Below are 25,251 nucleotides of genomic sequence, written 5' to 3'. Positions count from 1 at the left end.
TCGCCGACGCGTTCGCGGTCCATGCGGCGACCCGTGAACCGGTGCGCCCGGTCCTGGCGACAGGGATGGTGACCGACCACCATGCCTCGGAGGAGACACACACCATGGACCGCCGCCAGTCCCGCACCACCCGGACCGCCGTCGCGCTGGGCGCCGCTGCCCTGCTCGTCGCCCTCGGCAGCCCGCAGGCAGCCGCGGGAGAGGTGGTCCGGGCCAAGGGCTCCTTCTCCCCCTCCGGGCCGGCCTGGACCTACGACGGCGTCGTCCCCTCCGGCGCGACCGCCGCCGTCCACGCCGTCGAGATCCCCAGCCGAGGCACGATCGCGACCCTGCACGTGCGCGGCTTCCCGGCGAGCACGGAGTTCATGGTGCACGCACACACCGGCGGGTGCGGCAGCGACCCGGCGGCCTCGCAAGGCCACTACCAGGACCAGGTCGGTGGCCCTGTCGACGACGTCAACGAGCTCTGGCTGGGGTTCACGACCACCCGGGCCGGTACCGGTTTCGCCAAGGCCGCCGTCGACTGGCACTTCCGGGAGGGCGAGGCGAACTCGCTCACGTTCCACGACCCCAGCCGCAACGGCAAGCGGGTGGCCTGCCTGCCCGTGGCCTTCTGAGGTCCCCGCCGTGCCGTCCGACCCGAGCGCTCTCCAGGACGCCGACCTGGTCACCGCCCTCGCCGGCGGTGACCGGTCGGCCCTGGCCGAGCTCTACGCCCGGCACGCCCCCTGGCTCGTGCTCCGCCTGACCCGGCGCTGCGCCGACCGCAGCCTGGTGGACGAGGTGGTGCAGGACACCTTCGTCGCCGTCTGGCGCGGCGCGGGCCGCTGGGACGGCCGAGGCGAGGTCGCCGCGTGGATCTGGGGCATCGGCATCCGCCGCCTGCTCGACGCCCTCCGGCGCCGACCCGCACCGATGACGGCCTGGGACGAGTGGCACCAGGACGAGACGCAGCTGCAGGAGTCGGCCGAGGAGCGGGTGCTGCTCGCGGTGCAGTACGGGGATCTCGGCGGCGCCCTGGACCGGCTGTCCCCCGAGCTGCGCGCGGTCGTCCAGGCGACCGTGCTCGACGGCCTCACCACCCGCGAGGCCGCACGCCTGCTGGGGATCCCCAGCGGCACCGTGAAGACCCGCATGATGCGCGCGAAGGCGCAGCTGAGGGAGGCGCTGGCATGAGCACGTCCGCCCACGACGCGATGGGGGCCTGGCACGTCGACCCGGCGCTGCTCGGCCGGTACGCGAGCGGAACCCTCGGGGGCAGCGCCGCGGTCTCCGTCGAGACCCACGTGCTCGGGTGCGCGAGCTGCCGGGCCGCGCTGGTGCCGGCGGTCGACCCGGCCCGCCTGAGCGCCCTCTGGGTCGAGGTGGTGGACCGGATCGACGCCCCGCGCCCCACCCCCGTCGAGCGGCTGCTGGTGCGGCTGGGAGTGCACGAGGCCACCGCCCGACTGATCGCCGCGGCCCCGTCCCTCACCGTCTCCTGGCTCGGTTCGCTCGGACTGGCGCTGCTGTTCGCCGTGCTCGCCTCCGACGCCGGCGACAAGGGGCTCCTGCTCTTCCTCGCCCTGGCCCCCGTCCTGCCCGTCGCGGGGGTCGCGGCCGCCTACGGCCGGGGGGTCGACCCGACGTACGACGTCGGCGCTGCCGCGCCGTACTCGACGTTCCGGTTGCTGCTGCTGCGGTCGAGCGCCGTGCTTGCCTCCAGCCTGCTGCTGATCGGGACGGGGGCCGTCCTCCTCCCGGTCGACGGCTGGCTGGCGGCGGCCTGGCTGCTGCCCTCGCTGGCCCTGACCGCGACCACGCTCGCGGCGTCGACGCGGGTCCAGCCGGCCGTCGCCGCCGGCGTCGTCGTGGCCGCCTGGCTGCTGGCCGTCCTCACCGCCGCACGGTCCACCGGGAGTGCGTACGCCGCCTTCGGAGGGAACGCGCAGCTGGCCTGCACCACCCTCCTGGTCCTGTCCGTCCTCGTCCTCGTCCACCGCGGCCGTACCGCCGCAGACCCGCAGGAGCGCTCGTGAACCCGATCCCCGGCCCCGCCGCCGTCGTCGTCGACGAGGTCACGAAGTCCTTCGGCCGCACCCGGGCATTGGCCGGCGTCTCCTTCACCGCGAGCACGGGGGTGACGGGCCTGCTCGGCCCCAACGGTGCGGGCAAGACCACCCTGCTCCGGATGCTGGCCACCGTCCTCGGGCCCGACCAGGGCCGCCTCCGGCTGCTCGGCCGTGACCCCGCCGACTCCGAGGAGCGCCTGGAGATACGCCGGCGGCTGGGCTACCTGCCGCAGGAGCCGGGGTTCCACCGCGGCTTCACCGCATTCGAGTTCGTCGACTACGTGGCGATCCTCAAGGAGATGACCGACCGGCGGGAGCGGCACGACGAGGTCCGCCGGGTGCTCGCCGAGGTGGGCCTGGAGTCGGTCAGCGGCAAGCGGATCCGGGCCCTCTCCGGCGGCATGCGCCGCCGCGTGGGCCTGGCCCAGGCGCTGCTGGGCGATCCCGAGCTGCTGGTCCTCGACGAGCCGACGGTGGGCCTGGACCCGGAGCAGCGGCTCCGGTTCCGCGAGCTGATCTCGCGGGCGGCCGAGGGCCGGTGCGTGATCCTGTCGACGCACCAGACCGAGGACGTCGCCGCGCTGTGCAACGCGATCGTCGTCGTCCGGGCAGGGCGCACCCTGTTCAGCGGCACGCCCGCCGAGCTCGTGGCCACGGCCGCCGGCCGCGTGTGGCTGGACGACGCCCGCTCCCCCGACGCGCACCTCGCCTGGCGCACCGGGACCGGGCAGCACCGCAACATCGGCGAGGTTCCCCCGCCGGGAGCCCAGCTCGTCCCGCCGACGGTGGAGGACGCCTACCTGCTCCTGCTCGGCGACGAATCCGTGGCGGTGCCGGCGTGAGCGCCCCGGCGGACACGATGGGGAGGACGGCGGTCCGGAGGGGACCTCGGCCGGTCTGGGCCGTCCTCGGGCGTGGCGAGTTGCGCCGGCTGCTCCTGCACCCGGTCCTGCTCGGCTGCCTGGCGTTCATGGTGGTCGTGTTCGGCATCGACGGAGGCGCCGGCCCCCGGGACGCCTACCTCATGACCACGGGCGGGCTGAGCTTCCTGCTCGGGCCGTTCACCTTCTTCGCCGCCAACCTGCTCGCCTCCCGCGATCGGCGGCACGGTGCGGAGGAGTGGCTGTCCTCGCTGCCGGCCGCTCGCGACCGGCGCACCGGTGCGCTCCTGCTGGCCTGTGCCGGTCCGGCCGCGGTCAGCCTGGTCTTCGCCCTGGTCCTGTGGGCCTGGTACGCCGCCGCGGACTCGCTCGTACGGGCTCCGTCGGTGCTCGAGGTCTCCAGCGGGGCGCTCGTCGTGCTCGGCGGCGGTCTGCTCGGGGTGATGGTGGCCCGCTGGGCACCCTGGCCCGGGGCGGCAGCCCTGGTCATGGTCGGGCTGGTGGCCTTCCACCTGCGGGTGGCCGAGCGGGCTCAGTTGCTCGGCGCCTACGTGGAGTTCCCCCGTTGGGGCGCGACGCCGACCGAGTGGGCCGGTGTCATCGACGGCTCGCGCGCCTGGCACGTGGGGTACCTCGCCGGCCTCTGCGCCATGGCGGCCATCGGCGCGCTGCTGGTCGACGTCCGCCGCAAGCGGCGGCTATTCCTGGTCGGTGTCGTCGTAACCGCGTGCACGGTGCTCGCCGGATGGGCGCAGCTGCCGTGACGACCACCGCCTCCACCCCGGGGGCCACCGTGCCGTCGGCGCCGGTGGCGGCCGTCGCCCTCCGGATCGCCGTCGGGGAGGCCCGCCGCATCGCGACCGGCCCGCTCGTGCTCGCCGGCGCCGGCCTGTACTGCGCGATGGTGACCGTCGCCTCCGGGCAGGGGCCGGGCAGCGGCTACGACGGGCTCCTCACCGGTCCCACGTTCTTCATCGGTGTCTTCACGTACTTCGCCGCCCACCTGGCTGCCTCCCGCCCGCGCCGCGACGGCTGCCAGGACGAGCACACGTCGATGCCGGCGCCGGCGGTGGCCCGCACCGCCGGACTGTGCCTGGCCGCCTTCGGACCCGCCCTGCTCAGCGTTGCCCTGATGGGCCTGATCTCGGCGTGGTACGCGGCCGGGCGGCTGGACCTGCCGGTGTGGCCGTCGGCCGGCGAGCTCGCCGCCGGGCCGCTCACCGTCGTGGGCGGTGCGCTGCTCGGCGTCCTGGTCGCGCGGTGGCTGCCGTTCCCGACCGCGCCGGTGCTGGTGATGGTTGCCGTCGTCGCGACGACCTTGGCGCTCAACGAGGGCTGGTCCGGGCGCTACGCCCTGCTGTCGCCCTACGCGACGTTCAGCGTCTTCGTGCCGGACGGGTCCTGGGGCGGGCACACCGCGGGCTCGCCGGCGTGGCACGCGGTGTACCTGGCGGCCCTCTGCGGCATGGCCGCCGCCGGAGCCGTGCTGCGGGACGCACGCCGGCCGGCCGTGCCGTTCGTCGCGGGCGTGGCCTCCTTCCTCGTGGCCGTGGTGGCGGGAGCGGCGCAGCTGCCATGAACGCCCCCGTACCGCAGGTCGCCGTGGCCGGTGCCCGGATCCGTCAGCTGCCCCTGCTGGTCCGGCCGTACCTGCGCGCGGTCCGGTGGCAGCCGTCGCTCGGTGCCGCCGCGCTGGCCGCCCTGCTCGTGGGATGGAAGGCCGACGACCTCGCCGAGCCGGGGACGGGGACGCTGGTCCTGCGCGGCGTGGCGGTCCTGCTCGGGCTGGGGGCGGCGTTCCTGCTGGACGACGCGGCGGCGGACACGCTCGCGTCGTCACCGACCAGCCTTGCCTGGCGTCGGTCCTCGCGCCTGGTGGTGGCGGCGGCGCTGGCCGGCGTCCCGTGGGTCCTCGCGGTCGTCTGGGTGGACACGAGGGCCGGGTCCCTGCCGATCGCGGGCCTCAGCATCGAGTTCACGGCGATGCTCGCCCTCGCCCTCGCCGCGGCCGCGGGCATCGCGCGGTGGACCGACACCCGCGAGCCGGGCGTTCTCGCCGCCCCGGTCACCTCGGGGCTCGTGCTGGTGATCGTCCGGCTGCCCGAGCGGTGGGCGCTGCTGGTCGGCCCCGGCCCGATGTGGGCGGCGGCGCACCAGCGGTGGACGCTCGTGCTCGTGACCGCCGTACTCCTGCTGCTCTGGTGCAACCGTGACCCGGCACGGACCGCGCCGGTGCGGGTCACCGCGGGCAGCGGGGCCGCCCGGCACGGGGGTGTCGGCGGCACGACGCAGGCGTGTCTGTCCCCGGACCTGATCGACGGGCATCCTGATCGGCGATATCTTCATCGACGCAGAGGCCGACCATGAACCGGACCATCGCCCGCCTGCGGGACGCGATCAACCGGCACGACCCGGAGGCCATGGCGGCGTTGTTCGCTCCGGACTACCGCAGCGAGCAGCCGCTGCACCCCGCCCGCGGCTTCAGCGGCAAGGCGCAGGTCGCCGCCAACTGGACGCAGATGTTCGCCGGCGTGCCCGACCTCCGGGCGGGGATCGTCAAGGAGACGACCGAGGGCACGACGTCGTGGACGGAATGGGTCTGGCGCGGCGCGCACCGGGACGGGACCCCGTTCCTCATGAAGGGCGTCACCGTGATGGGCGTGCGCGACGACGGGCTGATCGCCTGGGCCCGGCTGTACGTGGAGCCGGTCGAGCAGCACAGCGCGCCCATCGACGAGGCCGTGCGGCAGCTGTCCGGGACCGGCGGCTGACCGGGGCGGGTCGGGCCCGCCCGTCGCCCGGCCACCCCGCGCACGCCCGTCGTCGGTCATGGGCGCCGGCAGGTTACCCGCCGGTTGTGACGAGGTCGGCAGGATGAACAGGGCCGAAAGCCCTGGGCACGGGCGGAGAGCCCTCCTAGCGTCGGAACGCGACCCGACCTTGGAGGTTGCGTGACCGCCCTGCTGACGTCGCCCGACGTACCGCCCACCGACATCCCGCCCCCGTCCGACGACCCGGCGCCCACGGAGCGCGGCGGAGTGGGCGAGGCGGGCAGCGGGATCGCCGGTACCCGCGTGGTCGCCGGTACCCGCGCGGTCGCCGAGGAGGCCCTCCGCCTCGGCCGGGACCTCGGCTCGATCGTCCGCGGCACCGACCACATCGCGCCGGCGCCGAAGGACGCGCGCTTCGCCGACCCGGCGTGGACCTCGAACCCGGCCTACCGGCGGATCGGGCAGGCCTACCTGGCGTGGGGCTCGACGCTGGACCGGCTGGTCGACCGGTACGAGTCCGCCGGCGCGGACTGGCGGGACGTGGAGCGGGCGCGGTTCGCCGTGCGGGCGCTGACCAGCGGGATGGCCCCCACGAACACGCTGCCGGGCAACCCGGCTGCCCTCAAGCGCGCCATCGAGACGGGCGGCCTCAGCGTGCTGCGGGGCATGGGGCGCGTGCTCGAGGACCTGCGGCACAACGGCGGCATGCCCGCGCAGACCGACCGCTCGGCCTTCGCGGTGGGCCGCGACCTGGGGACCACCAAGGGGTCGGTGGTCTACCGCGACGACGTCATCGAGCTCATCCAGTACTCGCCGGCGACGGCGCGGGTGCGGGAGCGGCCCCTGGTCATCGTGCCGCCGCCGATCGGCCGCTTCTACTTCCTGGACCTCCGGCCGGGCCGCAGCTTCGTCGAGCACGCGGTCTCCCAGGGGCTGCAGGTCTTCATGATCAGCTGGCGGAACCCGACGCGGAAGCAGGCGAGCTGGGACCTCGACACCTACGCCGAGCGGGTGCGCCGGGCGGTGGGTGTGGCACGGGAGGTCACGGGGTCTCCCGACGTCAACACCCTCGGCTTCTGCGCCGGCGGCATCATCCAGACGACGCTGCTCAACCACCTGGCGGCCATCGGGGACCGGAGCGTGCACAGCGCGGCGTACGCCGTCACCCTGCTGGACTTCGACTCGCCGGCGCCCCTCGGCGCCTTCTCCGGCCGACGGCTGCTGGACCTCGCCCGGCTGTCCTCCCGCGCGCGGGGCGTGATCACGGCCCGCGCGATGGGCTCGGTCTTCTCCTGGATGCGCCCGGACGACCTGGTCTTCAACTACGTCGTGAACCAGTGGCTGATGGGCGAGGCCCCGCCGGCGTTCGACATCCTCGCGTGGAACGCCGACGGCACCAACCTGCCGGCGGCGCTGCACGACCAGTTCCTGCAGATCTTCCGCGACAACGCGCTGGTCCGGCCCGGTGCGATGACCGTGCTCGGGACACCCGTCGACCTGGCGAGCATCACGGTGCCGACCTACGTCACGGGCGCGCTCACCGACCACCTGACGCCGTGGACCGGCTGCTACCGGACCACGCAGCTGCTGTCGGGGCCGAGCACCTTCGTGCTCAGTTCCAGCGGGCACATCCAGAGCCTGGTGAACCCGCCGGGCAACCCGAAGGCGTCCTACTTCACCGGCGGCGAGGCCGGACCGGACCCCGAGGACTGGCGGGCCACCGCCGAGCGGCACTCGGGCAGCTGGTGGGAGTCGTGGGCGCCGTGGACGGTGGAGCGCTCCGGCGACCTGGTCGACGCCCCGGCGGCCCTCGGCAGCGCCGCTCACCCGCCGCGCGAGGCGGCGCCCGGCTGCTACGTGCGCGACGAGGTGCCCGCCTGACGGCTGCTCAGGTGCGGGCGATGCCGACCAGCGTCACGTCGTCCGACCCGGGCGGGTCGAAGGCCGCCAGCACGGCGTCGAGCAGCCGGGACGGGTCGGCCGGACCGGTCGCCACGAGGTCGCGCAGGCCGTCCAGGGCGGCGGCCAGGTCCTGACCCCGGCGCTCGACCAGCCCGTCGCTGTAGAGCAGCAGCCGGTCCGCGCCGGACAGGCGGACGCGGGTCTCCGGGTACCGGGCGGTCTCGAGCACACCCAGCGCCGGGCCCCGGCCCGCGGTCAGGTAGCCGGTCGCGGTCGACGAGGCGTGCAGCACCGGCAGGTGGCCGGCGTTCGCGACGACGACCGCGCCGGTGCCCGGGTCGACCTCGGCGACGACGGCCGTGGCGAGCTCTCCGGGCAGCAGCGCGGCCACCACCTCGTTGAGGCCGTCGAGCGCTGCGGCCGGGCCGTCGGCGCGCAGCAGGTGGGCCCGCAGCGCGTGCCGCAGCTGCGCGGTGACGGCGGCCGCCGCGAGGCCGTGGCCGGCGACGTCGCCGACGACGACCGACACCCGCCCGCCGGGCAGCGGGACGATGTCGTACCAGTCGCCACCGACGACGTCCTCGGCGCTGGGACGGTACCGCGCGGCGAGCTCCACCCCCGGCACCTTCGGCAGCTCGTCGAGCAGCAGGGTGCGCTGGAGGGTGGTGGCGAGCCGGTTGTCCTCCTGCGCGGCGCTCAGCGCGGCGGCGGTCAGGTGGCCCGCCAGCGCCCGGGCCGCCGCGACCTCGTGCTCCCGCCAGGGCTGCGCCGTCTCGCGGACCGTCTCGCTCCAGCTGGCGAAGGACGACCGCGGGCTCAGCCGCGGGCCGGAGTCCGTCTCCGCCACCTTCGACTGGTACGGGTTGCCGCCCCAGGTGACCTCCCGCAGCACCTCGGGGCGGAACCAGGCGACGAAGTCCCCGGTGCCCCCGCCGACCTCGACGGCCAGCACGCCGCTGGCGACGCCCGCCAGGTCCGCCGCCCCGGGGACGACGCGGCTGACCGCGTCGGTGGCGGTGGTGCCCGACGCCAGCAGGGCGCCCACCAGCGGGACGATCCGGTCGGCCGGCGGCGTCGTCCCGAGCAGGTGCAGCCGTCCGTTGATGCGCACGGCCGCGCCCGACGCGGGCAGGAGGTCCAGCGCGGTCACCTCGCCGTCGGTCAACGCCGCACCGAGCCCCCGCGGGCGCCGTCCGACGACCGCGGCCAGCTGCGCCTGCCGCTCGGCGACCGCGACGACGTCGCCCTGCTCTCCCGCCGACACCTTGGTGTGCAGCAGCAGGGACGCCGTCCGGCCGAGGAACTCCGCCGCGATGCGATCGGCGTAGGAGGGGCGGTGCGGACCGGCGTAGTGGTGGCAGGCGACGAGTCCCCACAGCCGGCCACGGTCGATGAGCGAGATCGACATCGAGGCGACCACGCCCATGTTGGCCAGGTACTCCAGGTGCACCGGTGAGACGCTGCGCAGCATCGCGCCGGAGAGGTCCAGCGGCCGGCCGGTGGACGGGGTGGTCGGCGGGTCCAGCGGCACCGGGCGGTAGGCCGCGTCGGGGATGAGCCGCATCCAGTTCGTCGCGTACAGCGCCCGCGCCTGGGCCGGGATGTCGGCGGCCGGGTACCGCAGGCCGAGGAAGGGCTCGAGGTCGGGACGCCGGTCCTCGGCGATCACCTCGCCGTTCCACTCGGGGTCGAAGCGGTAGACCATGACGCGGTCGAAGCCGAGCAGCGCCCGGACGTCGCAGGCCAGCACGTCGGTGAGCTCGTCGAGCGTCGCCGACGACGACAGTCGCTGGAGGACGGTCGGCAGGCGCCGGTGCCAGGCCGCACCCGCCTGCTCGGCCCCGGGAACGGGCTCCCACTCGGTGACCAGCAGCCCGTCGGCCCGGTGCAGGACGACGTCGACCTCGGCGCCGGCCATCCGCACGCGCAGCGGGTTGACCTCGGCGAGGTCGCCGGTCAGGCCGGCGCGCAGGCGGGCGGTGTCGGCGGCCCCGAGCAGCGCGTCGAGGGAGGCGCCGGCGACCGGCCGCCCGAACAGCTCGGCGGCGTTGGCGGAGGCCACGACGACGGCGAGGTCGTGCTCGGTGACGGCGAGCAGGACACCGTGCGGCTGGACGGCCCCGGGGATCGCGATCGGCTCGTCGGCGCAGCGGAGCAGGGCCTGCTCGATCGAGGCGGCGGGCTCGGTGGCGCTCACCCTCGCGAGGTCACGGGCGTGCTTCCCGCTCGAGGCCGGAGGGGATGTCGGAAACGGACCCGACGAGCGGCACGACCGAGCCGAGCTCCAGCAGGTCGATGGGCAGCCGCACGGCCCGGTTGGCCTCGGGAGCCACCACGTGCAGCGGAACGCCGGCGGCCGCGACCTTCCGCGCGGTGCGCACCAGCTCGCGGGCGCCCGAGGAGTCCATGAACACGGTGGGGGTGAGGTCGACGACGAGGGCGGCGGGTCCGGCGGCGAGCACGGTCTCCACGGCGACGGCGAGATCGGGGGCGGACGCGATGTCGAGTTCGCCCCGTACGGTGAGGGCCGGACGCCCGGCGACGGTCGTGCGCTCCACGTCGAACAGCACGAGACGGCTCCCTCGTCGGCGGCATCCTGCTCCGCGAGGGTAACGGCACCGATCTGCGAGGGGATGAGCCGCCGTGGACATCGCCTTCAGCGTCCGGCTGCCGGTGGACGCCCAGAGCGTCCCCCTGGCCCGTGGTCTGGTCCGGCAGGCCCTCCAGTACCTCGGCGTAGCGGGCGACTGGATCGACGAGGTCCTGCTCGCGCTCACCGAGGCGTGCGCGAACGTCGTCCGGCACGCCGCGGAGCACGCCGAGTACCAGGTCGACGTCACCATCGACGACCACGTCTGCCGGATCACCGTGCTCGACGACGGAGGCGGCTTGGACCCGGCGGCGGTCGCGGCCGAGCGGCCCGCGTCACCGCTGGACGGCGGCCGGGGCCTGGTCCTCATGCGGGCGCTGGTCGACCGCCTCGACTTCCGGGAGACCGAGGACGGCCGGCACGGCGTCGTCCTGGAGAAGCAGCTGGTCACCTCACCGCGGCTGCGCCTGCTGCCGACCTGATCGCGCGCGGCCGCCGACCGCGCTGGTGCGCGCGGCGGCTCACTCGGGGGGCAGCAGGAACGAGCAGGTCGGCCCGTCGGCCTTCGCCAGCCGGCGGTCGAGCGTCACCAGGGGTGCGGCCAGTTCCTCGGCGAGGGCCACGTACGCCGCGTCGTACGCCGTCACGTCCGGATGCAGGGCCCACGCCCGGCCGGCCAGCGTCTCGAAGGCGACGGTCCGGATGCGCATCTGCACGAGCTCGTCATGGATGAGCGCAGCCACGTCGCGCGCGAGATGTCCGGCAAGGACACTCCGCCGGAGAACGTTGGACACCTCGACGTGGATGTGGGCCGGCGCCATCAAGGTCTGCCCCCGCATGGCATCGCACGACCATTCCCCGTCGGATCGCTCGCTGACCAGCGCCGCGACGACCGCGGAAGAGTCGATCACGACCGTCATGCGCGGTCGCGGTCCTTCGCGTCGAGTATGAACTCGGTGGACACGTGCGTGTGCGTAGTGCGCAGACGATGGCGAACGCGGTCCCAGAGCTTCTCCGGCTCCGGCCGCTCCGCCAGTTCCTTCAGCTGCGCGCGTACGTACTCCTGCAACGACTGACCGCCGCGGGCGGCTCGCGCCGCAAGCACGTCACGGGTCTCGTCCGGCACATCGCGGATCGTCATGGACACGGGCACGCATGCGTTCTAGCAGCGCTGCCTGCACGATGCATGGCACCCGGGAAGCAGGTTCAGCCGTGGGCGTTGGCCGGGCGAGCCGCGACGAGCTCGCCGAGCGCTCGACCCCACCGGCGGGCGCGGTCCTCCTCGCCGTCGACGAGCGGACCCTTCGTGCCGCTGACGAAGAAGTGCTCGGCGGGGGCGGCGAGGTCGGCACCGAGACCGCGGAGGAGCTTCTCCTCGGTCCTCGCGGCGTGGTCGAGCTTCGTGATGAGCGTCGGCCGGTCCATGCGGGTGTCGAAGGCGGCCGCGTTGAGCGCGCGCGGGACCTGGGCGCGGTCGAGCCACTCGTGCAGTCCCGACCGGGTGTCGGGGATCCGGGCGCCGTGGTCCCTGACCGCGCCCTCCCGGGTGGCCGGCCGGGGCATGCCGAAGGCGTGGTTGGGGCCGCCGACGACGAGCATCCGCACGTCGGCCGGCACCTGCGCCGGCGCCTCCCGCGCCGAGACCACGTCGACGGGCAGCCGGGTCGCCAGCCCCTCGGCGATGGCCAGCGCGATCTGCCTGGCGTCGCCGAACACCGACTCGTACACGACCAGGGCTCGGGTCATGGGTCGCTCACCGCCTCGTCGCCGGACTCCCGAGGGCGCCGACGGTAGAGCCGGACTCCCCGCCGTGGGGCGCCTCGCGTCGTGGCCCAGGATTGTCACCGTGAGCACTCCGGTCCCCGCCACCGCTCCGAGCACCGCACCCAGCACGGACGCCTTTCCAGCCGGCGTCCGCGAGGCCGCGCACCGGCTCGCCGGGGTGGCGGAGCGCACGCCGCTGCAGCGCAACGCGCGGCTGTCCGCGCTCACCGGCGCCGACGTCCGGCTCAAGCGGGAGGACTTGCAGGTCGGCCGCTCGTACAAGATCCGGGGCGCCTACAACACGATCAGCCGGCTGGACGACGCCGCGCGCAGCGCCGGCGTCGTCTGCGCGAGCGCCGGCAACCACGGGCAGGGCGTGGCCTACGCCTGCCGCGCGCTGCAGGTGCGCGGGCACGTGTTCGTGCCGGGGACGACGCCGCGGCAGAAGCGGGAGCGGATCGCCGCGCTCGGCGGCGACATGGTCGAGCTGGTCGTCACCGGCGACTCCTACGACGAGGCGGCCGCCGCGGCGTCGGTGCGCGCGGCGACGACCGGCGCCACCCTCGTGCCGGCTTTCGACGCGCTGTCGACCGTGACCGGGCAGGCGACGGTCGCCGTGGAGATCCTCGAGCAGCTGGGGTCGGCGCCCGACGTCGTCGTCTTGCCGGTCGGTGGCGGCGGGCTGCTGGCCGGCTGCGGCACCTGGCTGCGCATCCACTCCCCCGGCACCCGGCTGGTCGGCGTGGAGCCGGCGGGCGCGGCGAGCATGGCCGCCGCCCTCGCCGCCGGGCAGCCGGTCGAGCTGCCCGAGATCGACACGTTCGTCGACGGCGCCGCCGTCCGCCGGGCCGGGGCGGTCACCTATCCGCTGGTGCGCGACTGCGGCGCCGAGCTGCTCGCCGTGCCGGAGGGGCAGATCTGCACGGAGATGCTCGACCTGTACCAGGTCGAGGGGGTCATCGCCGAACCCGCGGGCGCGCTGGCGTCGGCGGCGCTCAGCGGCGAGGTGGTGCGGGTCGAGCCCGGCCAGACCGTCGTGGGCGTGCTGTCGGGTGGCAACAACGACGTCATGCGTTACGCCGAGGTGGTCGAGCGGTCGCTGGTGCACCGGGGGCTCAAGCACTACTTCCTGGTCGAGTTCCCGCAGGAGCCCGGGGCGCTGCGCCGCTTCCTCGACGAGGTGCTGGGGCCCGACGACGACATCGTGCTGTTCGAGTACGTGAAGCGGGACAACCGCGAGACCGGCGCCGCGCTGACCGGCATCGAGCTGGGCTCGGCGGAGGGGCTCGCCGGGCTGCTCTCGAGGATCGAGGCGAGTCCCCTGCGCATCCAGCACGTCGCCCCGGGTACGACCGCGTACCGGTTCCTGGTCTGAGGAAGCAGCACACGCGCCGTCGCGGTCGGCGGCCAGGGCTCGGCGGCCGATCAACGACCCCGGTCCTGACGTCGTCGTGCGCCGGCGACACGGGACCGACCTGGCCGTGGTCGGGGGATGCGTCGTGCGTCCACCGGTGCGCGAGCCCGGGCCTCGTCGCCGCTCCCTCTGCTCCTTCTCAGTCGGCCACTCACGGCGACGAACCGCGCCAATATCCATCTCCGGAGCCGCGCGGCCACCGCGAGCGCGATGACACCGACGACGTAGGGCAGCAACGGCCAGGTGGAAAGGTCGTAGAGCCTCTCGCCGAACGGGCTGCGCAGCCAGGTGCCCAGCAGCGCGACGGTGACCTCGTCCGTCGAGTCGTCGACCGGCACGACCGAGCGGGCGATGCCGCCTTCGTCCGCGGTGAGGATCTCCTCGTCCGCCGGCGGCGTCGTGGCCGCCACCGCTGCACGGGGCGCCAGCAGGATCGCCGACGACTCGGAGCGTGGGACCAGCTCCACGCCGAGCACCGGCACCTGCGGGACCTCGAACACGGCCCGCGTGACCCCGAGGCGACGTTCCTCCACTGTCACCACGGTGCCCCGGACGAAGACCGGCGTGCCGTCGACCATCCGCTCGAGCTGCCACCCGGTTCCCAGTGGCAGGCGGTGCAGCAGCTCGACCACGTCCGCGCCCGACAGCCCGCCGTGGTCGTGCAGTCCCTGGATCGCCGCATCGTCCACGCGGATCTCCTCGCGCACCTCCCAGCCCCTCGGAGCGAGTCGGGCCGTCGCCTCGTACGGCACGGTGACCTGTGGTGGCGACGGGACGATGCCCGGGGAAGCGTCGCGATCCCTCAACAGCTGCGTGGCGGAGATCGCGGCCGTGATGGCGGCAGCCGCGACGGCGAGCACGCGCTTCGCGCCGCGGAGGGAGCGCTGAGGTCGGTCGTCGTCCCGCGGACCACGCCGCCACCTCCCGACGCCGGCCTCGAACAGGGCCACAGCGGCGACTCCTGCGAGAAGGCCCGTCGCGACCGCGGGCCGGAGCAGCGAGAGGACGGCCACCAGCAGGACGGTGACCCCGACGACGGCCAGCAGAGCCAGCCGGACCAGTCGCACACGACGCGGTGCCATCGCGCTCCCCGCCTCGCCTCCTCGGCGCAGCACCGGTCGTACCCCGGTCGCGCGGCGTCAGGCATCCGCGACCGAGCGACGTCCCTCGAGGGCTGCTTCCAGCGGCGACCTAGAGCCAGGCGGGCGGCGGCGGGACCTCGCCGCTGAGCCCGGAGGCGTCGGAGCGGGTCAGCCAGGCGGCGACCGCGGCCACCGGACCCTCGACCGTCCGGCCGCCGCTCCCCCACGTCCGGCCGGCGTCGGTCGCGACGACCGTGACGTCCGGCGCCTGCTCGCGGGCGGCGAACAGCCCGAGGACGTCGTCGACGAGCGCTGCGCAGAACTCGGCCGGAACGTCGGCGAAGGAGAGTCCGCCGCGCAGGTCGACGCCGTGCACCCACACCTCCTTGGCCCGCATCCACGGCACCGCGGACGCCGGCACGGTCACGCCCTGGCCGTTGCGCACCTCTGCCGTCCAGGCGCCTGCGGGCATGACCTCGACGGCCTGCGCGAGCCGTTCGCGGGCCGCGGCGTGGTCGCGGCGCAGCTCGGCCGGGGGCAGCGCGGCGGTCGCCTCGATGCCGGCGTCGCGGGCCGCACGGGAGGGGTACATCGGCGTCTCGACGCCGGTGCGGGCCCAGGTGAGCAGGTTGACCAGCGCGTCGGCGTTGCGGGCCAGGTGCGCGACGACGTGGGCGCGCGACCACCCGGGCAGGTGCGACTCCGCGGACAGCTCCTCGTCGCTGAACTCGTGGACGAGGCGCGACACGACGCGCTCCCCCTCGGTCCACCAGCGGAGCGCCTGCTCGGAAGCGGGGGTCGTCGTCACGGTCGCCGAATCTAGCCCGGTCGTGCACCGAGCGATCGCCCGCGGGACGGGGTCACGAGCCGCACGGGACCCGAGTGAGCCGCACCCGTGTCGCAGCACCTCGAACCCCGGTCATCGCCATAGCTTCCGGGGCGGTGCGGGTCAGCCCGTGGGGCCGGTCGGGTCCGGTCCGCCGGCGGCCTTGCTGTCGGCGCCGCCGTCCGGGACATGGGTGACGTCGCCGGACATGCCGCCCTGCGCCGCCCGCGGCGACTGGTCGTCGTCCGCCGTCACCTGTCCCTTCTCGGGCCGCTCCCCGGGCAGGCCCTCGTCCTGGCCCGGGTCGTTGACGCCGCCGTAGGGACGTCCGGTCTCGGTCATCGCTCCACTCCCGTTCGTCGGAGTCGCGCACTGGCTCCCCGGTGATAGCCGCGAGGGCGCCGGCGCAACCCGGGACGACGCGTCCCGGGCGTGTCCGTCGGGAGTGCCGGCGGCGCTGCCTGGCGGCGTCGGTCACCCACCGTTCCGCCGCGCCGCTCGGGCACCGATTACGTACGGCAACCGTTACCGCGCGTAACAGCCCGCCCTGCTCCGGGGCGCACCGGGATCGGACCAGGTCAGGGAGGCGGCGCCGCGGGAAGGTGCTCTCCCCGCGTCGGCAGCGGGGCTCCGCCGACCCGTTCGCGCGCCTCTGCGGACCTCCGCGCCGCGCCCTAGCGTCTTCGCCGTCCGAGCGGGCCCCCCTCGTCACGCACCTCGTGACTCCCGCCGGACGCCGCCGAACCGGCCTCCCGCAGCAGCGGGCGCCGGACCGGGGACCCACCGAAGTACCGGGGTGAAGCGCGCGCCGATCGGCCGCGCCGGGCGAGTTCCCCGCCCGAACCCGACAGCTAACTCGGTAGGCGGCACAGGAGAACAGGAGAACGTCGTCGATGACGACTACAGCCATGCCCATGTCCCGCTCGCTCCGCCGCGCCGCCGTCGTGCTCGTCGCCGGTGCGGGGGTCGCGCTCAGCCCCCTGCCGGCCCAGGCCTCCTCGGGCGCTCCCACCACCGCCACGGTCGCGGCGGCACCGGTCGCCGCGGCGACCCCCGCCGCGCAGGTCGCCGTCGACACGGCGCTGGCCCAGCAGGGCGACCCCTACGTCTGGGGCGGGAGCGGCCCCGACTCGTTCGACTGCTCGGGGCTGACGCAGTACGCCTACGCGGCGGCCGGCGTGGAGCTGCCGCACTCGTCGCGCATGCAGTCGGAGCTGGGCACGCCGGTGTCGCTGGACGCGCTGCAGCCGGGTGACCTGGTGTTCTTCTACAGCCCGGTCAGCCACGTCGGGATGTACATCGGGAACGGGCAGATGGTGCACGCGCCGACGTCCGGCGACGTCGTCAAGGTCGTGGACCTGGCGAACATGCCGGGCGCGGTCTCGGCCCGCAGGGTCGCCTGACGCACGGGTGCCCCGGCCGCCCGGCCGGGGCACCCGCCCACCCGGATGTGCTCCCGCCGGCCCCGGGGTGTGGGTTAGGTTTCGCGCGCCATGGCTGCCCCTGACGTCCCGCCGGTCGAGGTGTCGGTCCTGGGGCCGTTGCGGGTGACCGTCGGCGGTGCCGCCGCCGCGCTGGGTGGGCCACGGCAGCGCTCGGTCCTCGCCCGGCTCGCCGTGGCCGGTGGCCACGTCGTCTCGACCGACCGGATCATCGAGGACCTGTGGGAGGGCGAGCCGCCGCCCAAGGCACTCGCGTCCCTGCAGGTGCACGTGTCGCACCTGCGCCGCGCCCTCGAACCCGGCCGCCGCACGCGCACCGCGGCCGCGACGCTGGTCAGCCGCCCGCCGGGCTACGCCCTGCAGCTCCCCCGGGAGGCGGTGGACGCCTGGCGGTTCGAGGACCTCCTCGCCCGCGCCCAGGGGGAACCGGCGGCCGTCCGTCGCCGCCTGCTGGACGACGCCCTGGCCTGCTGGTCGGGGCCCGCCTACGCCGAGGTCGCCGACACGTCGTGGGCCGCCCCGGAAGTCGCCCGGCTGGAGGAGCTGCGGCTGGTCGCGCGGGAGAGCCGGGCGGACGCCGACCTCGAGCTCGGTCGTGCGGTCGCCGTCGTCCCCGAGCTGGAGCGCCTCCTGCACGACCACCCTGCCCGGGAGCGGTCGGTGCGCCTGCTGGTGCTCGCGCTGTACCGGAGCGGCCGGCAGGGCGACGCGCTCGGCGTGCTCCGGCGGGCCCGCGAGCACCTGGCCGAGGAGCTGGGGGTCGACCCGGGCCGCGAGCTGCGCGAGCTCGAGGCAGCGGTGCTCGACCACGACCCGTCCCTCGACGCCGGGCCGGCGTCCGCGCCCGCCGCCCCGGCGCCCGCCGCTCCTCCCCTCGCGCCGGCCGCCTCCGTCGGCCGGACCGCCCAGCTCGACCAGCTGCTCGCCGCCGCCGGCGAGGCGCGGCGCGGAGCGCGGGTGGTCTGGATCGGCGGCGAGGCCGGCGCGGGCAAGACCACGCTCGTCGAGGCCGCGGCCGCGGCGCTCCGGCAGCAGGGCTGGCGGGCGGCCTGGGGCCGCTGTCCCGAGGTGGAGGGCGCTCCCCCGGCCTGGCCGTGGACCGAGGTGGTCCGCGCCCTGGGCGACGCGGGTCTCCCGGACGCCGACAGCGCCTTCTGGCTGGCCCGCGCGGTGGCCGACCGGCTGACGAGGGCGGCGCGCGAGCACCCGCTGCTCGTGGTGCTGGACGACGTCCACCGGGCGGACGAGCTGACCCTGCAGCTGCTGCGCCAGGTGGTCGGCGAGCTGGCCGGCGAGCCCCTGCTGGTGCTCGCTCCCTTCCGGACCACCGAGGACGGTGACGCGCTGCGGGCCGCCCGGGCCGCGCTGACCGCGGCCAGCGCGGCGCACCTGTTGCTGGACGGGCTCGACGAGGCAGGGGTGGCCGCCCTGGCTCGGGACCACGGGCTCGCCGACGTCTCGCACGAAGTCGTCGCGCTGCTGCGCGAGCGGACCGGCGGCAATCCCCTGTTCGTGCGGGAGCTGACCCGGCTGATCGTGTCCGAGGGCACGGCCGCCGCGCGGACCAGCGTGCCGGCCGGTGTCCGGGAGGTCCTGCGGCGCCGGGTCGACCGGCTGCCCGGACCCGCGGTCACCGCGCTCCGGCAGGCCGCCGTGCTGGGCCGGGACGTCGACGTCGACCTGCTCGCCGCGGTCGCCGGCCGGGATCCCGACGAGCTGCTGGACGCGTTGGAGACCGCGGTCCTGGCCGGCCTCCTGGACGAGCCGGCGCCGGGACGGGTGCGGTTCAGCCACGCGCTCGTGCGCGACACCCTGTACGAGGACCTGCCGCTGATGCGCCGGGCGCGCGTGCACGCGGCCGCACTGAAGGTTCTGGCGACCCAGGGGGCCGACGCCACCACGCTGGCGCACCACGCGGTGGCCGCGGCGGGACCGGCGACCGCCGCCGACGCCGTTCCGCACGTGGTGGCCGCCGCGCGGGAGGCCGAGCAGCTCGGCGCGCACGCCGACGCCGCCCGCCAGTGGGCCACCGCGCTGCGGATGCACGAGCTGGCCGGGCCGCGCTCCGGCGGCGACGCGGCGCTGCTCGCGCTCCTGCTCCCGTCCATCTCCGCGCACGCGCGCGCCGGCAACGCCGTCGTGGCACGGGAGCAGCAGCGGCTGGCCGTGCGCGCGGCCGCCCGGCTGGGCCGCCGCGATCTGCACGTCGCCGCGCTGGCCGAGTGGGACGCTCCCCTGGTCTGGACCGTCCGCGACGACGGCGCCCAGGATCCGGAGCTGCTCGATCCGCTGCTCGCGCTGCTGGAGACCCCGGCCGGGGAGGACCTGCCCGACGACGTCCGTGGCCGGTTGTGGGTGGCGCTGTTCCGCGAGGTCGAGGGCGTGGACGACGCGCGCACCGAGCGCGCGAGCGCACAGGCGCTGGAGCTGGCGCGACGGGTGCCGGGAGACCTGCGGCTGCTCTGCGCGGCGCTCAACGTGCGTGCGTACGCCGCACTCGGTCCCGACCTCGCCGACCGGCGGGAGGAGCTGGCCGAGGAGCTGCTCGCGGTGGCAACGGCGGCGGGCGCGACGGACTACCAGGCGGTCGCGCACTGGCTGCTGTTCCTCGCCGCGTCGGCACGCACCGACCTCGCGGGGGCCCGCGGGCACGGCGACCGGGCCGTGGCGCTGTCGGGCAGCGGGCAGCTCGGGCACGTGCTCGGCGCCCTGGGCATCCACTACGGGGCGCTGCTGGTGCTGGCCGGGCGGTACGACGAGGGCCGGGCGCGCTACGAGGAGATCGCGGCGCGGCTGGTCGAGACCGGGCAGATGAACGGCGGCCTGCTGGCGGTGATCGGCCGCTTCGTCGCCGGCTTCGCACGCGGTGACCTGACGTCGGTGGTGGGTGACTTCGAGTGGCTGCACCGCGCGATGCCAGGAGCCCTGGGGGACGCCGTCGTCCTGACCTTCCTGGACGCCGGCCGGACGTCCGACGCGCGGGCCGCGTGGGCGACCCGCCGGCCCATCGCCCGCGACTACTACTGGCTGACCACCACGACACTGCGGGCGCACGCGGCCGCCCGGCTGGGGGACGTCCCGGCGGCGACGGAGGCGCGGGCCCAGCTGCTCCCCTGGGCCGGGCGGATCGCCGGGCTCGACTCCGGCACCCTCGTCGTCGGCCCGGTCGACGACGCGCTCGCCGCCGTCGCGGACCTGCTGGGAGACGGCCCCGCCGCCGCGGAGCACCGTGCGGGTGCGGCGGCCGTGCGCCGCCGGCTGGCCGAGCAGCTGGCCGCCGTCGGCCTCTAGGACTCAGGCACCGAAGAGACCCAGGCACCGAAGACCCGGCGCTCCCGCCGGCGGAACGGCGGCACGAGGACGGCGAGCAGCAGCCGCAGCGCGAGCCCGCCCTCGGCGGCGATCCTCCGGTACTCGTCCGGCGTGGTGACGGCGGCGACGCGGGGCGCCTCGAACGACAGCCTCGCGCGCGTGCGGATCCGCGCCTCGACGGCGGTCCAGTCGCCGACCGACACGTACTCCTCGACGGCCGGGAGGACGGTGGCCTCCTCGTCGGCGATGTGCTCGTCGAGGACGTCGCGGAGCTCGGCCAGCTCGACGGCCAGGGCGGTGGCGGCGTCCTCAGACGCGGGGCGGGCGGCGAAGGCGCGAGCGGCGGCGCGGAGCCGGGCCAGCAGCGGGTCGAGCGCGGCGTGGTCGTCGCTGAGCTCGGCGAGGTCGACGTGGGTTCCGGCGGAGGCGGCGAGCACCGGCCACAGGACGTCGTCCTCCGCGGAGTGGTGGGAGTGGATCGAGTCGCAGAAGTCGGCGACGTACCGGCCGATCGCGGTGCCGCGGGCGGGGTCGGCGGTCGCGGTTCCGGCGGCCAGGGCCTCGGCGAGCGCGGTGAGGCGGCGGGCGTCGCGCAGCATGGCGCGGTGGGCGAGGCGCATGCCGAGGGTGTCGGGGCGCGGGTCGCCCTCGGTGCGCGGGGTGACGGTGCTCATCGGGTTCCTCCCGGACGGCGTGCTGACGCCGGGGACGGTGCGCGGCCCGTCTTTCCGCCGAGTTGTCGCCGGTCATGCCCGGCCGACAAGTCGACGACAAGTGACCGGTAACCGGGCGCGGCCAGTGTCGTCGCCGGACCGGTCATCCCGACCGGCGCGACTCAGAACGAGGGAACGAAGTGACCACCACGCTCTCCGCCGGGCCGGTTCCCACTGCTCCGGCGTCCGTCCGTGACCACCGCCCGGGCCACCGGTTCCGGGCCCTGACCATGGTCGCCGGGGGCTCGCTGTTCGCCGTCGGCAACCTGCTGCACCCGCTGACGCACGACGACACCGCCCACGAGTCGCCGACCTGGGTCGCCGCGCACGTCGTGTTCGGCATCGGCGCGGTGCTGCTGGCCGCCTCGATGCCCGTGCTCACCCGGCGCTTCGCGGCCTCCCGGACCGGCCTCGCCGGGCTGGGCATCACCTGGCTCGGCATGGTGCTTATCCCCGGCGGCGCGGTCATGGAGGCGTTCGTGCGGCCGCTGTTCGACCACCACGGCTTCGCCGCGGTCGAGGAGGCGACGCTCGCGTTCACGATGATCGCCGGCTTCTCCAACCTGATCGGGCCGGCGCTGATCACGATCGCGGCGATCCGCAACCGGCTGCTGCCGCTGTGGGTGAGCCTGTCGTTCAGCGGCATCACGGTGGGGGCGCTGCTCTACCCGGTGCTGCCGAAGGAGGGCTACGGGATCATCCCGGGCACGGTCCTCTTCGGGATCGGCATGGCGGTCGCAGGGTGGTTGTCCCGCTCCGAGTGACCCCACCGGAGCCGGCACCGGGACTCCCCCGGTGCCGGCTCCCGCGCGTCACCGCCGCCGTCGCGGGTGGGTGAGCTGCCGGCTGACGAAGACGTGGCTCACGTGAGGACCCGGATCGGTGCACCGGCGAGGAAGGCGGCGACGTCCTCGACCGCCTCCCGGTAGAAGACCTCGTAGGTGCCGCGGGTGACGTAGCCCAGGTGCGGGGTGAGGACGGCGCGGCGCAGCTCCCGCAGCGGGTGGTCGCGCGGCAGCGGCTCCTGGTCGTAGACGTCGATGCCGGCGCCGGCGATCCGGTCGGTGCGGAGGACGTCGATGAGCGCCTTCTCGTCGACGATCGGGCCGCGGCTGGTGTTGACGAATACGGCGGTGTGCTTCATCAGCGCGAAGTCGTCGGCGGTGATGAGGCCGCGGGTGCGCTTGGACCAGAGCAGGTGCACGGTGACGACGTCGGCTGTGGCGAACAGCTCGTCCTTCTCGACGCGGCGGGCGCCGTGCTCGGCGGCGCGCTCGTCGGTGAGGTTCTGGCTCCAGGCGATGACGTCCATGCCGAAGGCCTGGCCGACCCGGGCGACCTGGCTGCCGATCCGGCCGAGGCCGATCACGCCGAGGGTGTGGCCGGCGAGGTCGCCGCCGATGGTCTGCTGCCAGCCGCCGGCGCGCACGGAGGCGTCCTCCTGCGGGATGTGGCGGAGGGTGGCGAGGATCAGGCCCCAGCTGAGCTCGGGCGTGGCCGTGGGGTGGGACGCGGTGCCGCACACGGTGATGCCCCGCTCGGTGGCGGCCTCGACGTCGATGGACTTGTTCCGCATGCCGGTGGTGACGAGCAGCTTCAGGTCGGGCAGCCGCTCGAGGACGTCCCGGCCGAACCTGGTGCGCTCGCGCATGGCGATGACGACGTCGAAGGTGCGCAGGCGGGCGACGAGGGCGTCGGGGTCGGCGACGGAGTCGTGGAACTCGACGACCTCGGCGGGTTCGGGCAGCTGCGACCAGTCGGTGAAGGTGTGGGCCACGGATTGGTAGTCGTCGAGGACGGCGATGCGGTGCACGGGTTCGGTCTAGCGCACGTGCGGCCGGCGCGCGACAGACGACGGCCCCCGCCCGCGGGGGGCGGGCGAGGGCCGGTGTGCCGTGGGGGTCAGTAGCCGCGGGTGCGGCCGGTGCCACCCTTGTTCTTGTTCTGGAAGTCCGCGATCATCTTCTTGATCTTGGCCTGGTTGTGCGGCTTGCGGGCCTCCTGCAGCACCTTCGCCGCGACACCCGACGCGATGAGCTTCCGGATCATGCCTGCCATGTTTCGCCTCCTCGTAGTCCGACTGACTTCCTCCGTGCCCCGACGAACGGTCGGCCAACCGCAGGGGTGCCCGCTCTCAGCCGATCGGGCGGGAACGGGGCGGCGGACGCGTCAGAACCAGCCCAGCTCGACGGCCTGGGCGCCGCCTCGTGGATCAGACCAGGAGGGGCGTGCCGATGACGATCTCGCTGTGGTCGGGGCGGAAGGTTCGCCATCGTCCGCCGGGATCTCGCTGGACGCGGAAGCCGTGGTGGACCTTGGTGTGGTGGCGTTCGCACAGCAGCGCCGAGTTCTCCAGCGAGGTGTCGCCGCCGTCGATCCAGTGCTGCAGGTGGTGGACGTCGCACCAGTGGGTCGGGGCGGCGCAGCCGGCGAACACGCAGCCTCGGTCGCGCAGTTCCGTCGCCCGCCGGAGGTGGGGCGGGACGACGCGGTGGGTGCGGCCCAGGTCCAGCGGGGTGCCCTCGGGGCCGAACACCACTCGGCTGATGTTCCCGTCGCAGGCCAGCCAGCGGGCCCGGGCCGCGGAGATGCCGGCGCCGAACCCGGTCTCGGCGGCGCCCGGGCCGGTGGCGGGGTCGACCAGGTCGGCCAGGTCGATGCGCACGATCACGTGCGGCTTGACCGTGCGCAGCAGCGGCAGGTCGCCGGCGGCCAGGGCGTTGTCGGCCAGCTGCACCAGTGCGTCGGCCAGCTGCTGGGCGCGGGTGCGCCGATCGCCCCGGGGCCGGTCGGCCTGGGTGATCGCCTCCAGGGCCGCTTGCAGCTTCTCTCCACCCACCGCGTCCAGCTGTCCGCGCAGGACGACCGTGCCGTCGGCGAACGTCGCCAGGGTCAGCGACCGTTCCTCGGTGGGGTCCGGTTCGGGGCCGTCGGGGTCCAGGCAGGCCAGGTAGTGGTGCACCACCCGGGCCAGCTGCTGCAGGGGCCGCTCGGCGGCGACGGCGGTGAGGATCGCGTCGACCTCGGCCAGGTCGACGCCCTGCGCCCGCGCCGCCCGCCGGCGGTCCTCCGTCGCCACCGGGGCGATGACGGCGACCTGCTCGGCGGTGACCGCGCCGTCGGCGAACGCGGAGGCGAGCGCGGGCAGGTGCTCCAGCGCCCTGCCGTTGCGGACCAGCTGCCCGGCCGCACCCGGGCTGAGCCGGCCGTGGCCGCGCAGCCACGACCGCATCGACGTCACACCGTCGTCCTCCGGTGCCTGCTGCAGCTCCGCCGCGCGCACCGACCGGGCCAGCTGGGCATCCAGCCGGTTGCGCGCCTCCAGCAGCTCGGTGATCCGCTCCAGCTGCTGCCGCGGCCCCAGGTTGCCGACGTCCTCGGCGGCCAGGGCCTCGAGGGCCGACCGCAGCTCGCTCACCGCCACCTCCTCAACCACTCGAACAGATGTACGAATACTACCGCCCGAGAGCCCCTGCCGCAGTACGAATCCCCAGGTCAAACGCCTATGCACACGCCCGATCTCATCCTGGCGCAGCGCACCCCGTAGCCTCCGGAGCCATGGCAGATCGGCAGTTCCGGACGGTGCTGGAAGGCGGTTCGTACTTCGAGGGCCCGCGGTGGCACGACGGCGCCTGGTGGGTCTCGGACTTCTATCGGCACACGGTGAGCCGGGTGGTCCCCGGCGCCCCGGAGACCGTCGTCCTCGAGGTCGAGAACCAGCCCTCGGGGCTGGGCTGGCTGCCGGACGGCTCGCTGCTCGTCGTCTCGATGAAGGACCACCGTCTGCTGCGCCTCGCCGATGGCCAGGTGTCGACGCACGCCGACCTCTCCGCCGTCTGCGGCGGTCTGCTCAACGACATGGTGGTCGACTCGTCCGGCCGGGCGTTCGTCGGCGACTTCGGCTTCGACCTCATGGGCGGCGGCGCCCCGCGGTCGGCCTCGCTGAAGCGGGTGGATCCCGACGGCACGGTCACCGTGGTGGCCGAGGACCTGCGCTTCCCGAACGGCTCGGTGATCACTGCGGACGGCGGCACGCTGATCGTCGGCGAGACGTGGGGCAACCGCTTCACCGCCTTCGACATCGCCGCGGACGGCTCGCTGGGCAACCGGCGGGTGTGGGCGGAATGCGGCCCCGAGCCGGTGGGCGGCTCGATCGAGGAACTGCTGGGCCAGATCGTCGTCGCCCCGGACGGCTGCACGCTGGACGCCGAGGGGCACGTCTGGGTCGCCGACGGGTTCGGGTCGCGGGTCCTCCGCGTCGCACCCGGCGGCGCGATCGTCGACGAGATCGCCGCGCCCGGCGGGATGGGTGTCTACGCCTGCGCCCTGGGCGGGGACGACGGCCGGACCCTGCTGCTCTGCTGCGCACCGGACTTCTACGAGCACACGCGCGCGCCGGCACGGGACGCAGTGCTGGTGTCGAAGGAGGTCGCGGTCCCGCACGCCGGGCTGCCCTGACCCGACCGCTGCCGCCGGGTCGCCGGCGCCTCGGTCGGCCGTCGC

General features: G+C 75.2%; 27 protein-coding genes and 1 riboswitch. Of the genes, 15 read left to right on the top strand and 12 right to left on the bottom strand.

The window, feature by feature from the left end; all coding sequences use genetic code 11:
* Positions 1 to 104: 104 nt before the first annotated feature.
* From ACFSHS_RS20950 to ACFSHS_RS20910, 9 genes are all read left to right on the top strand, one after another.
* On the top strand, positions 105 to 617 hold the full coding sequence (locus ACFSHS_RS20950; RefSeq protein ID WP_376880422.1) for a hypothetical protein: 513 nt from the start codon (positions 105 to 107) through the stop codon (positions 615 to 617).
* 10 nt (positions 618 to 627) lie between these two features.
* Positions 628 to 1,176 carry an RNA polymerase sigma factor gene (locus ACFSHS_RS20945; RefSeq protein ID WP_376880419.1) on the top strand — a complete coding sequence of 183 codons (549 nt, stop codon included), beginning with the start codon at positions 628 to 630 and terminating at the stop codon, positions 1,174 to 1,176.
* Positions 1,173 to 2,018, top strand: a complete 846-nt coding sequence (locus ACFSHS_RS20940) for a cupin domain-containing protein (RefSeq protein WP_376880417.1) — start codon at positions 1,173 to 1,175, stop codon at positions 2,016 to 2,018. Before ACFSHS_RS20945 ends, ACFSHS_RS20940 begins: the two co-directional genes overlap by 4 nt.
* The gene (locus ACFSHS_RS20935; RefSeq protein WP_376880414.1) at positions 2,015 to 2,893 is read left to right on the top strand and encodes an ABC transporter ATP-binding protein; all 879 of its coding nucleotides are present in this window, start codon (positions 2,015 to 2,017) and stop codon (positions 2,891 to 2,893) included. Before ACFSHS_RS20940 ends, ACFSHS_RS20935 begins: the two co-directional genes overlap by 4 nt.
* The gene (locus tag ACFSHS_RS20930; RefSeq protein ID WP_376880412.1) at positions 2,890 to 3,696 is read left to right on the top strand and encodes a hypothetical protein; all 807 of its coding nucleotides are present in this window, start codon (positions 2,890 to 2,892) and stop codon (positions 3,694 to 3,696) included. The genes ACFSHS_RS20935 and ACFSHS_RS20930 overlap by 4 nt, the downstream gene beginning before the upstream one ends.
* Positions 3,678 to 4,511, top strand: a complete 834-nt coding sequence (locus ACFSHS_RS20925) for a hypothetical protein (RefSeq protein WP_376880410.1) — start codon at positions 3,678 to 3,680, stop codon at positions 4,509 to 4,511. Before ACFSHS_RS20930 ends, ACFSHS_RS20925 begins: the two co-directional genes overlap by 19 nt.
* The gene (locus ACFSHS_RS20920) at positions 4,508 to 5,299 is read left to right on the top strand and encodes a hypothetical protein (RefSeq protein WP_376880407.1); all 792 of its coding nucleotides are present in this window, start codon (positions 4,508 to 4,510) and stop codon (positions 5,297 to 5,299) included. The genes ACFSHS_RS20925 and ACFSHS_RS20920 overlap by 4 nt, the downstream gene beginning before the upstream one ends.
* Positions 5,296 to 5,703 (top strand): nuclear transport factor 2 family protein, encoded by a 408-nt coding sequence (locus ACFSHS_RS20915; RefSeq protein ID WP_376880405.1) that lies wholly within the window; start codon positions 5,296 to 5,298, stop codon positions 5,701 to 5,703. Before ACFSHS_RS20920 ends, ACFSHS_RS20915 begins: the two co-directional genes overlap by 4 nt.
* A 180-nt stretch (positions 5,704 to 5,883) precedes the next feature.
* Complete coding sequence (locus ACFSHS_RS20910; RefSeq protein WP_376880402.1) at positions 5,884 to 7,584, top strand: PHA/PHB synthase family protein; 1,701 nt, start codon at positions 5,884 to 5,886, stop codon at positions 7,582 to 7,584.
* Positions 7,585 to 7,591: 7 nt separating this feature from the next.
* Here the strand turns inward: ACFSHS_RS20910 and ACFSHS_RS20905 are convergent, their stop codons facing one another.
* Positions 7,592 to 9,802, bottom strand: a complete 2,211-nt coding sequence (locus tag ACFSHS_RS20905; protein ID WP_376880400.1) for a SpoIIE family protein phosphatase — start codon at positions 9,800 to 9,802, stop codon at positions 7,592 to 7,594.
* A gap of 10 nt (positions 9,803 to 9,812) precedes the next feature.
* Complete coding sequence (locus tag ACFSHS_RS20900; protein ID WP_376880397.1) at positions 9,813 to 10,175, bottom strand: STAS domain-containing protein; 363 nt, start codon at positions 10,173 to 10,175, stop codon at positions 9,813 to 9,815.
* A 73-nt stretch (positions 10,176 to 10,248) separates the two neighbouring features.
* Between ACFSHS_RS20900 and ACFSHS_RS20895 the strand changes: the two genes are divergently transcribed.
* Entirely contained in the window at positions 10,249 to 10,677 is a 429-nt protein-coding gene (locus ACFSHS_RS20895; RefSeq protein WP_376880395.1) for an ATP-binding protein, read from the top strand.
* 39 nt (positions 10,678 to 10,716) lie between these two features.
* Here the strand turns inward: ACFSHS_RS20895 and ACFSHS_RS20890 are convergent, their stop codons facing one another.
* The 3 genes from ACFSHS_RS20890 to ACFSHS_RS20880 are packed head-to-tail and all read right to left on the bottom strand — an operon-like array spanning position 10,717 to position 11,941.
* Positions 10,717 to 11,115, bottom strand: coding sequence for a type II toxin-antitoxin system VapC family toxin (locus tag ACFSHS_RS20890; RefSeq protein ID WP_376880392.1), 399 nt, complete (start codon positions 11,113 to 11,115; stop codon positions 10,717 to 10,719).
* The gene (locus ACFSHS_RS20885) at positions 11,112 to 11,348 is read right to left on the bottom strand and encodes a FitA-like ribbon-helix-helix domain-containing protein (protein WP_376880390.1); all 237 of its coding nucleotides are present in this window, start codon (positions 11,346 to 11,348) and stop codon (positions 11,112 to 11,114) included. The genes ACFSHS_RS20890 and ACFSHS_RS20885 overlap by 4 nt, the downstream gene beginning before the upstream one ends.
* Positions 11,349 to 11,401: 53 nt before the next feature.
* Positions 11,402 to 11,941, bottom strand: a complete 540-nt coding sequence (locus tag ACFSHS_RS20880) for a flavodoxin family protein (RefSeq protein ID WP_376880389.1) — start codon at positions 11,939 to 11,941, stop codon at positions 11,402 to 11,404.
* Between the two features lie 100 nt (positions 11,942 to 12,041).
* Here ACFSHS_RS20880 and ilvA point away from each other — a divergent pair, with 100 nt between their 5' ends.
* Entirely contained in the window at positions 12,042 to 13,334 is a 1,293-nt protein-coding gene (gene ilvA / locus ACFSHS_RS20875) for a threonine ammonia-lyase IlvA (protein ID WP_376880386.1), read from the top strand.
* A 50-nt stretch (positions 13,335 to 13,384) separates the two neighbouring features.
* Here ilvA and ACFSHS_RS20870 read toward each other — a convergent pair whose 3' ends face one another.
* From ACFSHS_RS20870 to ACFSHS_RS20860, 3 genes are all read right to left on the bottom strand, one after another.
* Positions 13,385 to 14,455, bottom strand: coding sequence for a hypothetical protein (locus tag ACFSHS_RS20870; RefSeq protein WP_376880384.1), 1,071 nt, complete (start codon positions 14,453 to 14,455; stop codon positions 13,385 to 13,387).
* A gap of 109 nt (positions 14,456 to 14,564) precedes the next feature.
* Entirely contained in the window at positions 14,565 to 15,263 is a 699-nt protein-coding gene (locus ACFSHS_RS20865) for a maleylpyruvate isomerase family mycothiol-dependent enzyme (protein WP_376880381.1), read from the bottom strand.
* A gap of 141 nt (positions 15,264 to 15,404) precedes the next feature.
* Entirely contained in the window at positions 15,405 to 15,623 is a 219-nt protein-coding gene (locus ACFSHS_RS20860; RefSeq protein WP_376880379.1) for a hypothetical protein, read from the bottom strand.
* A gap of 429 nt (positions 15,624 to 16,052) precedes the next feature.
* Positions 16,053 to 16,142: riboswitch (cyclic di-AMP (ydaO/yuaA leader) on the top strand.
* A 32-nt stretch (positions 16,143 to 16,174) separates the two neighbouring features.
* Here ACFSHS_RS20860 and ACFSHS_RS20855 point away from each other — a divergent pair.
* Positions 16,175 to 16,684, top strand: a complete 510-nt coding sequence (locus tag ACFSHS_RS20855) for a C40 family peptidase (RefSeq protein ID WP_376880376.1) — start codon at positions 16,175 to 16,177, stop codon at positions 16,682 to 16,684.
* A 90-nt stretch (positions 16,685 to 16,774) separates the two neighbouring features.
* Entirely contained in the window at positions 16,775 to 20,014 is a 3,240-nt protein-coding gene (locus tag ACFSHS_RS20850; protein WP_376880373.1) for a BTAD domain-containing putative transcriptional regulator, read from the top strand.
* On the opposite strand, the gene ACFSHS_RS20845 is transcribed toward ACFSHS_RS20850, so the two are convergent.
* A complete protein-coding gene (locus tag ACFSHS_RS20845; RefSeq protein ID WP_376880370.1) occupies positions 20,011 to 20,709 on the bottom strand; it encodes a hemerythrin domain-containing protein in 699 nt (232 codons plus the stop codon). The genes ACFSHS_RS20850 and ACFSHS_RS20845 overlap by 4 nt on opposite strands.
* Positions 20,710 to 20,888: 179 nt before the next feature.
* Here ACFSHS_RS20845 and ACFSHS_RS20840 point away from each other — a divergent pair, with 179 nt between their 5' ends.
* A complete protein-coding gene (locus ACFSHS_RS20840; RefSeq protein ID WP_376880368.1) occupies positions 20,889 to 21,512 on the top strand; it encodes a hypothetical protein in 624 nt (207 codons plus the stop codon).
* A 98-nt stretch (positions 21,513 to 21,610) separates the two neighbouring features.
* Here the strand turns inward: ACFSHS_RS20840 and ACFSHS_RS20835 are convergent, their stop codons facing one another.
* The 3 genes from ACFSHS_RS20835 to ACFSHS_RS20825 all read right to left on the bottom strand — a co-directional run bounded on the left by ACFSHS_RS20835 (position 21,611) and on the right by ACFSHS_RS20825 (position 24,166).
* Positions 21,611 to 22,561 carry a D-2-hydroxyacid dehydrogenase family protein gene (locus ACFSHS_RS20835; protein ID WP_376880365.1) on the bottom strand — a complete coding sequence of 317 codons (951 nt, stop codon included), beginning with the start codon at positions 22,559 to 22,561 and terminating at the stop codon, positions 21,611 to 21,613.
* Between the two features lie 89 nt (positions 22,562 to 22,650).
* Entirely contained in the window at positions 22,651 to 22,806 is a 156-nt protein-coding gene (locus tag ACFSHS_RS20830; RefSeq protein ID WP_376880363.1) for a hypothetical protein, read from the bottom strand.
* A 154-nt stretch (positions 22,807 to 22,960) separates the two neighbouring features.
* The gene (locus tag ACFSHS_RS20825; RefSeq protein ID WP_376880360.1) at positions 22,961 to 24,166 is read right to left on the bottom strand and encodes an HNH endonuclease signature motif containing protein; all 1,206 of its coding nucleotides are present in this window, start codon (positions 24,164 to 24,166) and stop codon (positions 22,961 to 22,963) included.
* Between the two features lie 140 nt (positions 24,167 to 24,306).
* Between ACFSHS_RS20825 and ACFSHS_RS20820 the strand changes: the two genes are divergently transcribed.
* Entirely contained in the window at positions 24,307 to 25,206 is a 900-nt protein-coding gene (locus ACFSHS_RS20820; RefSeq protein ID WP_376880358.1) for an SMP-30/gluconolactonase/LRE family protein, read from the top strand.
* The last annotated feature ends 45 nt before the right edge of the window (positions 25,207 to 25,251 follow it).

The sequence above is a fragment of the Blastococcus deserti genome, assembly GCF_042682525.1.
In the GTDB taxonomy this organism is placed as follows: Bacteria; Actinomycetota; Actinomycetes; order Mycobacteriales; family Geodermatophilaceae; genus Blastococcus_B; species Blastococcus_B deserti.
This window is presented reverse-complemented; position numbering and strand designations above follow the sequence as displayed.

Coding starts and splice junctions, on each gene's coding strand:
- ACFSHS_RS20950 (WP_376880422.1), top strand. CDS start 105: ATGGACCGCCGCCAGTCCCGCACCACCCGGACCGCCGTCGCGCTGGGC.
- ACFSHS_RS20940 (WP_376880417.1), top strand. CDS start 1,173: ATGAGCACGTCCGCCCACGACGCGATGGGGGCCTGGCACGTCGACCCG.
- ACFSHS_RS20925 (WP_376880410.1), top strand. CDS start 3,678: ATGGGCGCAGCTGCCGTGACGACCACCGCCTCCACCCCGGGGGCCACC.
- ACFSHS_RS20920 (WP_376880407.1), top strand. CDS start 4,508: ATGAACGCCCCCGTACCGCAGGTCGCCGTGGCCGGTGCCCGGATCCGT.
- ACFSHS_RS20915 (WP_376880405.1), top strand. CDS start 5,296: ATGAACCGGACCATCGCCCGCCTGCGGGACGCGATCAACCGGCACGAC.
- ACFSHS_RS20890 (WP_376880392.1), bottom strand. CDS start 11,115: ATGACGGTCGTGATCGACTCTTCCGCGGTCGTCGCGGCGCTGGTCAGC.
- ACFSHS_RS20880 (WP_376880389.1), bottom strand. CDS start 11,941: ATGACCCGAGCCCTGGTCGTGTACGAGTCGGTGTTCGGCGACGCCAGG.
- ACFSHS_RS20870 (WP_376880384.1), bottom strand. CDS start 14,455: ATGGCACCGCGTCGTGTGCGACTGGTCCGGCTGGCTCTGCTGGCCGTC.
- ACFSHS_RS20860 (WP_376880379.1), bottom strand. CDS start 15,623: ATGACCGAGACCGGACGTCCCTACGGCGGCGTCAACGACCCGGGCCAG.
- ACFSHS_RS20855 (WP_376880376.1), top strand. CDS start 16,175: ATGACGACTACAGCCATGCCCATGTCCCGCTCGCTCCGCCGCGCCGCC.
- ACFSHS_RS20850 (WP_376880373.1), top strand. CDS start 16,775: ATGGCTGCCCCTGACGTCCCGCCGGTCGAGGTGTCGGTCCTGGGGCCG.
- ACFSHS_RS20845 (WP_376880370.1), bottom strand. CDS start 20,709: ATGAGCACCGTCACCCCGCGCACCGAGGGCGACCCGCGCCCCGACACC.
- ACFSHS_RS20830 (WP_376880363.1), bottom strand. CDS start 22,806: ATGGCAGGCATGATCCGGAAGCTCATCGCGTCGGGTGTCGCGGCGAAG.
- ACFSHS_RS20820 (WP_376880358.1), top strand. CDS start 24,307: ATGGCAGATCGGCAGTTCCGGACGGTGCTGGAAGGCGGTTCGTACTTC.